Origin of the sequence: Bradyrhizobium sp., from assembly GCF_049512235.1 — a bacterium.
GTDB lineage: Bacteria > Pseudomonadota > Alphaproteobacteria > Rhizobiales > Xanthobacteraceae > Bradyrhizobium.
On the sequence record NZ_JBEKXH010000318.1, the window covers coordinates 1 to 7,628 of the forward strand.

A 7,628-nucleotide genomic window follows, 5' to 3' on the forward strand; every position below is an offset into this window, starting at 1 on the left:
CGTGCAGTTAATTCGAACCCTTAAACTTGGTTTGAATTGGCCGTTATTTGGCAGAGAGTAATAGAGTAAATTTGAAATTAAGGCGTTGCGGGAATGCCGATCTGGTTCGATCGCGCCCACCATTATCGTCCATGATTATTCCCGCTATTGTCGGGATCTCGCGAGGGTGCCGGCGCGCGCGATTCACGGCTCCTTAAGGGGGTGCGAGTATCCCGGTGATACCCAATCTGTGAGGCATTCATGTCCAATTTGCCGCTGGAAATCATCGAGATGCTCGGCGGGACCATCGCCAAGGTGGTGCCTGTCACGATCGCGCTGGCTCTGGTGTTCTCGGTGCTGTCGTATTTCTGGGCCTGCAACCCCGGCGCGCCCTGGTGGCGCAAGCGCGAACTCGTTACCGACCTCTGTTACTGGTTCTTCGTGCCATTGTTCGCGCGCGTATTGCGGATCGGGCTGCTGGTGCTCGGCGCCGGCGTATTGTTCAACATCCACGACGCCGACGAGCTGATCGCCTTTTACGACAACGGCCATGGTCCTCTGGCCGAACTGCCGCTGTGGCTGCAGGCGGTATTGTTCCTGGTGCTGTCGGACTTCATGTTGTACTGGCTGCACCGCATGTTTCACGGCGGCGGCTTCTGGAAATATCACGCGATCCATCATTCCTCGGAACAACTGGAATGGATTTCGGCCGCGCGCTTCCACCCGGTGAACCTGTTCCTGGGAACTATCCTGGTCGACGTGATCTTGCTGGTCGCGGGTATCTCGCCGAACATCATGCTCTGGGTCGGGCCCTTCACGACGTTCCATTCCGCGTTCGTTCACGCCAATCTGAATTGGGCGCTTGGCCCGTTCAGATACGTGCTGGCGACCCCGGTGTTTCACCGCTGGCATCACAGCCCGCTCGACGACGGCGGCAACAGCAATTTTGCCGGGACCTTTCCGGTCTGGGATATTCTGTTTGGAACCTTTCGGATGCCTGAGAACCGGCTTCCGGAAAATTATGGCAAGGACGAGCAGGCCATCCCGTCGGAGATTGTCGGGCAATTGGCGTACCCGTTTCGTCGATAGAGCCTGGGTCTTCCTTGGTATCCGCAGACTTTGTCGGCGGCATATTTGGGGTTCGTTCATCTATTAAGGCCAGATTAGCCTTGGTCCGGGCACGCCCGGATCAGCGTATCTGCGGTCCTGGAGCTATCGACCGGACCGCAGCACTTCGAAGTCAATAGAGTGGCGTGTAGAGAGTAAAGCGTATGAAAACCGCGCGCATTGTCGTTCTGGCCGTGGCACTATTGGCCGGCGGCGTCGCTGCCTATCTTGCGAGCAGCTCTGAACCCAAGACCGTGGTGTCCGAGCCGGTGGCGCAATTGGCCACGGTCGACGTTTTGGTGGCGAAGTCGGACATCGGCCTCGGGCAGACCGTTGGCCCCGACGATCTGCTATGGCAGACATGGCCTTCGGTCACCGCGAGCAACAACTTCATTCGCCGCAGCGATCGCCCGGACGCCACCTCCCAGATCGCCGGGTCGATCGCACGGTCTCCGTTCATCGCCGGCGAACCGATCCGCGAATCGAAGCTGGTCAAGGCCAATGGTTCAGGCTTCATGGCGGCGGTGCTGCCGGCCGGCATGCGCGCGGTTTCGACCGAAATTTCTCCTGAAACCGGCGCCGGCGGCTTCATCCTGCCCAACGACCGCGTCGATGTCATCCTGTCGAAACGGGAGAAGAATGCCGAACGTCCCAATGCCGGCGACGTCGTCACTTCCGAAATCATTCTACCCAATATCCGCGTTCTCGCCATCGATCAGGCGCCCCGGGAAAAGGATGGTCAGAATGCGGTCGTCGGCAAGACGGCCACGCTCGAATTGAAGGCCGGGCAGGCCGAGGTTCTCGCCCGGGCACGCCAGATCGGCACGATCTCGCTCGCCTTGCGCAGCCTGGTCGATGCTCGCGCGGCGGACGCACCGCGTGTTGCGGGACCGAACGACGGGCTTGTCACGGTATTTCGTGGCGGCGAAGAGCGCGACATCTACTCCTGTACGCCGCTTTGCAAGAGGGGCGCCGGCGGCACCTGACCGTTCTTGCCGTGGTTAATGCGCGCTCAATGCAAAGGCCAGTTTGTCGCGGCCGGGCGCAAGCTTTTCACAATGAATGCGCTTTACGATTGGCCGTCAATTCAATGCTGCGCTTTCCGGGATTCGCCATGCTGTCGGCCGTACCTTCAACAGCCTCTGTGCGAAAAGCCCTGCGCCGGTTTCGCCGCAGCCGCCGGGGTTCGGCCGCCGTCGAATTCGCCCTGGTGGCGCCGGTGTTCTTTGCGCTGTTGTTTGCGATCATCGAAACAGCGATCGTGTTTTTCGCCGGCCAGGTGCTTGAAAGCATTACCCAGAACTCCGCGCGCATGATCCTGACCGGTCAGGCGCAGAGTGGAGGCTATACCCAGGCCCAGTTTCAAAGCTATGTCTGCGGTCAGATCCCCGCTTTGTTCACCTGCAGCAATGTTTATGTCGACGTCGAGAGTTACCCGTCCTTTTCGAGCGTAACCATCAACAGCCAGATCGACGGCAGCAACAATTTCATCAACAACATGAAATATTGTCCCGGCAACGCCGGCGACATTGTCGTCGTCAGGTTGTTCTATCAGTGGCCGCTGTTCGTTACCGGGCTCGGCTACAACATTTCGAATTTGTCGGGCAGCAAGCGATTGCTGGCGGCGACCGCGGCATTCAAGAACGAGCCTTTCCTCGCCAATCCCTCCCCTTGCTAGTCAGGCCGCGGTGATGAACTCGAAATCGATGTCACCGATATGGCTTCGCATCCGGCGTTCCGCCGTCGATCTGTTCGGAGATCGCAGTGGCATCGCAGCGACCGAATTCGCCGTAATCGTTCCGATCATGCTGGTGATGTTCTTTGGCACGGTCGAGCTGTCTTCGGGGGTAGCGGTCGATCGCAAGGTGACGCTGATGGCGCGGACCCTTTCCGATCTGACCTCGCAGTCACCCTATGTCATGGACAGCGACCTGACGAACTTCTTTGCCGCCAGCAACGCCATCATGACCCCGTATTCCTCAACGCCGACGAAAGCCACGATTTCCGAACTGTATGTCGACCCGACCTCGCTGCTGGTCTATGTGCAATGGAGCGTAGGTTCGGTGCCGCGCGCGGCGGGTTCTACCATTGTGATCCCGTCGGCTCTGGCGGCCGGCGGGGCATGGCTGATCTTCAGCGAGGTCAGCTATCTTTACACGCCAGCGGTCGGCTACGTGATGTCAAAGGCCGGGGTTACCCTGAGCGATACGGCCTATACAAGGCCACGCCAGTCGGCATGCGTCAACTACGACAGTTCGTCGACGAGCTGCGTTCCGGTGGAGTGAACCGGTCGCGCGTTCCACGCAAACAGAGAAAGGCCGCGCAGTCCGCGCGGCCTTTCGCCTTATATCGTCGCAGTTGATTGCAGATTGGATTTTCCGGCCCAAGGCCGAAGCACCCTTAGCCGGCGGCGCGCAGATTGTCGGCCGAAGACTTGCCAGAACGGCGATCGGCTACGATCTCGTAGCTGATCTTCTGGCCTTCACGCAGCGTTCCAAGGCCGGCACGCTCGACGGCACTGATGTGCACGAACACGTCGTTGCCACCGTCATCCGGTTGGATGAAGCCGAAGCCCTTAGTCGCGTTAAACCACTTCACGGTTCCCATGCTCACGGGATAGTCCCTTCTCAAGATAGATATAGTAGAAGCCCACTTTCGATGGGCTGGTGAGATCGAATTTTTGGAAGGGTCGTCAGCGTCTAAACCGGCTGTACCGGTGGATAGCTAATGTCGTCCGGCCGAAAATCGATGGCAGTATGTTATGCGAAGCCAGTCCCCAAAACAATCCTGACGTGCACGTTTTTTTGATGTCAGAGCGATCGCAAGTTGCAGCCTGTCACCGCGCACCAACAGCATGTTGTAATGCCCCGATTTCGAGCCGGCCGCGAGCGGCCTTACCTGCGGCGGAACTGGCCGCGCGGCGGTGCTCCACGCGGGGCCGAACCGCCCGGACGCTCGTCCTTGTGACGGAAGATCAGCCGGCCTTTTTCCAGGTCATAGGGCGACATTTCGATCGTCACCCGATCGCCGGCCAGCGTCTTGATCCGGTTCTTTTTCATCTTGCCTGCGGTGTAGGCGACGATCTCGTGCCCTGCATCGAGCTGCACGCGGTAACGCGCATCGGGGAGGATTTCGGTCACCAGTCCTTCGAACTGGATCAGCTCTTCCTTGGCCATGGTTATCTCCAGATCGATCGACGGCTAGCGTGGTCGTTGGCTGCGGTTGGGTTTAGTATTTGGACGGCTTTCGCGATGCAAAAAGGCGACGCCCTGCATACCCTCGGCCTTGCCGCTGTGCGACGGACGTGAATCCTGCCGATTGACCTCGTGGTGGTTGGTTTGCGAAGCGCCATTTGTACCACCGGGACGATGGCGGCGGCGAGGCCCTTTCGCGCTGGGGGCGGCTTCATTTGCCCTGGCATGCAGCCGTGGTGCGGTTCGGCTGCCCCGATGTTGTGATGCCGCCGGCGCGGTATCGCGGTGGCCCGGCGTCCGGCGGTCTTCCCGGGGCAAGGCCGTGCGAATGAGCTTTTCGATGTCGCGCAGATAGGCCATTTCCTCAGCCCCCGCGACCAGCGAGATCGCGGTGCCGTCGGCGCCGGCGCGCGCCGTGCGGCCGATGCGATGGACATAGGTTTCCGGCACATTGGGAAGATCGAAATTCACCACATGGCTGATGCCGTCGACGTCGATGCCACGGGCGGCAATGTCGGTGGCGACCAGGGTGCGGATCTCGCCGGAGCGGAACGCCGCCAGCACCCGCTCGCGTTGATTTTGCGACTTGTTGCCGTGGATGGCCTCGGCCCCGATCCCGGCCCGCGCCAGGCCCTTCACGACCTTGTCCGCGCCATGCTTGGTGCGGGTAAAGATCAGGGCGCGATCGACCGGCTCCTGCTGCAGGAGCTGCGCCAGCAGAGCGGGCTTGGCCGAGTGATCGACCTGGATGATGCGCTGGGTGACGCGCTCGACCGTCGATGCGACCGGCGCCACCGCCACCCGCGCCGGATCGCGCAGCATCTGTTCGGCGAGTTCGGCGATATCCTTCGGCATCGTCGCCGAAAAGAACAGCGTCTGCCGCTTGAGCGGCAGTTTGGCGACAATTTTTCGGATGTCGTTGATGAAGCCCATGTCCAGCATGCGGTCGGCCTCGTCGAGTACCAGAAACTCGACCTGTCCGAGCCTCAAGCCATTGCTCTGCACGAGATCGAGCAGGCGGCCGGGCGTGGCCACCAGGACCTCGACGCCCTGCATGATCGAGCGGACCTGACGTCCCATCGGGACCCCGCCGATCACCAGCGCCGAAGTCAGCCGCATGTGCCGGCCATAGGCATTGAAGCTTTCGAGAATCTGACTCGATAATTCGCGGGTCGGGCTGAGCACAAGCACCCGGCAGGCCTTGGGTTGCGGCTTCAAGCGGTGTTCCAGGATGCGATGCAGAATCGGAAGCGCGAAGGCTGCGGTCTTGCCGGTACCGGTTTGGGCGATGCCGACGACGTCGCGGCCGGCGAGTGCAAGTGGAATGGTTTGAGACTGGATCGGTGTGGGCGTCAGATAATTCTCTTCCTTGAGCGCACGCGAGATGGGATCGGCGAGGCCGAAATCCTGAAAGGAGGTCAAAAGGTGGGTTCTTTCCATTATCAAAAGCAGGCGCCCGGCAGCGAATGCCAGGAGCGCGCGAGGGGTGTCAGAGACACCCGCGTGTCCGGGGCGTCGGTTTTGGTTAGCTGAAGGGGCAAGCCAGAAACCGTTGGACGGGCTCAGAACACGCGGCTCGCAAGGACCCGATGATTCCCGGGGTCATGCAGAGCATATGGCGCACGAAGATGGCGCTTTCAAGCTGAATCGCCAGATCAGGCGATGTGCAGTGAACAAAAAGCCCTGAAAAGAGGTTCTTGGCCGCCGAATTCCCGCCGTGAGTCCATTGCAGTGCAAAAAAGGAGGTGCCGTTAATTTAGTCAGAACTGAAAATTTGCTTATAGATTGAACATTTTGCTGACGGAGCATACATTTTTTCTGTCTATTTTTTAGGCAAAAGCCCCGCGACGCGGCTGCGCGAATGAGAATTAGTGAATAAAACCATTACGTTATGGCATCTACATACCGTGGCATGGTTCTTGCGATTCGGCTAGCGCAGGCGGCCGTGGGGCCGTTTCGCAGCGTCTAAACGCCTGCGTAGGGAGATGATACCTCATGCTTACAAAACTAACTCACGATATAGCGACGCCATTGAGCCGCCGCCGCTGGCTGGCGGCGACCGCCGGGCTGGTGCTCGGCTTGGCGGCGTTTACGTCCGCGAGAGCGGCGGACGACACCATCAAGGTTGGCGTTCTGCACTCGCTCTCCGGCACCATGGCGATCAGCGAGACCACGCTGAAGGATACCGTCCTGTTCATGATTGATGAGCAGAACAAGAAGGGCGGCGTTCTCGGCAAGAAGCTCGAGGCCGTGGTTGTCGATCCGGCGTCGAACTGGCCGCTGTTTGCGGAAAAAGCCCGTGAGTTGATCACCAAGGACAAGGTTGCGGTGGTGTTTGGTTGCTGGACCTCGGTGTCGCGCAAATCCGTGCTGCCGGTGTTCAAGGAGTTGAACTCGATTCTGTTCTATCCCGTGCAGTACGAAGGCGAAGAGAGCGAGCGCAACGTGTTCTACACCGGCGCTGCGCCGAACCAGCAGGCCATCCCCGCCGTCGATTACCTGGCGAAGGAAGAAAAGGTGAAGCGCTGGGTGCTGGCCGGCACCGACTATGTGTATCCGCGCACCACCAACAAGATCCTCGAAGCCTATTTGAAGTCGAAGGGCGTCAAGGACGAAGACATCATGATCAACTACACGCCGTTCGGTCATTCCGACTGGCAGACGATCGTCGCCGACATCAAGAAGTTCGGCTCGGCCGGCAAGAAGACCGCGGTGGTCTCGACCATCAACGGCGACGCCAACGTTCCCTTCTACAAGGAACTGGGCAACCAGGGCATCAAGGCGACCGACATTCCGGTTGTCGCGTTCTCGGTCGGTGAAGAAGAACTCGCCGGCATCGACACCAAGCCGCTGCTCGGCCATCTCGCCGCCTGGAACTACTTCGAGTCGATCAAGACGCCGGAGAACGAGGCCTTCATCAAGGAATGGCACGACTTCACCAAGAACCCCAAGCGCACCACCAACGATCCGATGGAAGCCCATTACATCGGCTTCAACATGTGGGTGAAAGCGGTGGAGAAGGTCAAGACCACCGCGCCCGACAAGGTGATCGCGGCGCTGCCCGGCATCAAGCAGGCCAACCTCACCGGCGGCATCTCCGAAATGCTGCCCAATCACTACATCACCAAGCCGGTCTTCATCGGCGAAATCCGCGCCGACGGCCAGTTCAACGTGGTGTGGAAGACCAAGGGCCTGGTGCCGGGCGACGCCTGGTCGCCCTACCTGCCGGGCTCCAAGGACCTGGTCGCCGATTGGGTCAAGCTCAATTGCGGCAACTATAACACCGTCACCAAGACCTGCGGCGGTTCCTAAGCGCGGCGCCCTCGGCACCGCCGTAACGTCACGGCC

Annotated in this window: 8 protein-coding genes; 5 read left to right on the forward strand and 3 right to left on the reverse strand. The window is 60.0% G+C overall.

The features are described from left to right. Positions 1-240: 240 nt before the first annotated feature. From ABSG20_RS24610 to ABSG20_RS24625, 4 genes are all read left to right on the forward strand, one after another. A complete protein-coding gene (locus ABSG20_RS24610; RefSeq protein ID WP_423867104.1) occupies positions 241-1,068 on the forward strand; it encodes a sterol desaturase family protein in 828 nt (275 codons plus the stop codon). 182 nt (positions 1,069-1,250) lie between these two features. Further along, entirely contained in the window at positions 1,251-2,072 is an 822-nt protein-coding gene (cpaB, locus tag ABSG20_RS24615) for a Flp pilus assembly protein CpaB (protein WP_423867105.1), read from the forward strand. Positions 2,073-2,200: 128 nt separating this feature from the next. Beyond that, positions 2,201-2,764 carry a TadE/TadG family type IV pilus assembly protein gene (locus tag ABSG20_RS24620; RefSeq protein WP_423867106.1) on the forward strand — a complete coding sequence of 188 codons (564 nt, stop codon included), beginning with the start codon at positions 2,201-2,203 and terminating at the stop codon, positions 2,762-2,764. A gap of 28 nt (positions 2,765-2,792) precedes the next feature. Continuing rightward, positions 2,793-3,371, forward strand: coding sequence for a TadE/TadG family type IV pilus assembly protein (locus ABSG20_RS24625; protein ID WP_423867107.1), 579 nt, complete (start codon positions 2,793-2,795; stop codon positions 3,369-3,371). 115 nt (positions 3,372-3,486) lie between these two features. On the opposite strand, the gene ABSG20_RS24630 is transcribed toward ABSG20_RS24625, so the two are convergent. The 3 genes from ABSG20_RS24630 to ABSG20_RS24640 form a co-directional block, all read right to left on the reverse strand. After that, entirely contained in the window at positions 3,487-3,699 is a 213-nt protein-coding gene (locus ABSG20_RS24630) for a cold-shock protein (protein WP_011474122.1), read from the reverse strand. A 281-nt stretch (positions 3,700-3,980) separates the two neighbouring features. Continuing rightward, positions 3,981-4,262: a translation initiation factor IF-1 gene (gene infA, locus ABSG20_RS24635; protein WP_423867108.1), complete on the reverse strand. Its 282-nt coding sequence runs from the start codon at positions 4,260-4,262 to the stop codon at positions 3,981-3,983. A 24-nt stretch (positions 4,263-4,286) separates the two neighbouring features. Further along, complete coding sequence (locus tag ABSG20_RS24640) at positions 4,287-5,720, reverse strand: DEAD/DEAH box helicase (RefSeq protein WP_423867109.1); 1,434 nt, start codon at positions 5,718-5,720, stop codon at positions 4,287-4,289. Between the two features lie 555 nt (positions 5,721-6,275). Between ABSG20_RS24640 and urtA the strand changes: the two genes are divergently transcribed. Then, the gene (urtA, locus tag ABSG20_RS24645) at positions 6,276-7,592 is read left to right on the forward strand and encodes an urea ABC transporter substrate-binding protein (RefSeq protein WP_423867110.1); all 1,317 of its coding nucleotides are present in this window, start codon (positions 6,276-6,278) and stop codon (positions 7,590-7,592) included. Positions 7,593-7,628: the final 36 nt, after the last annotated feature.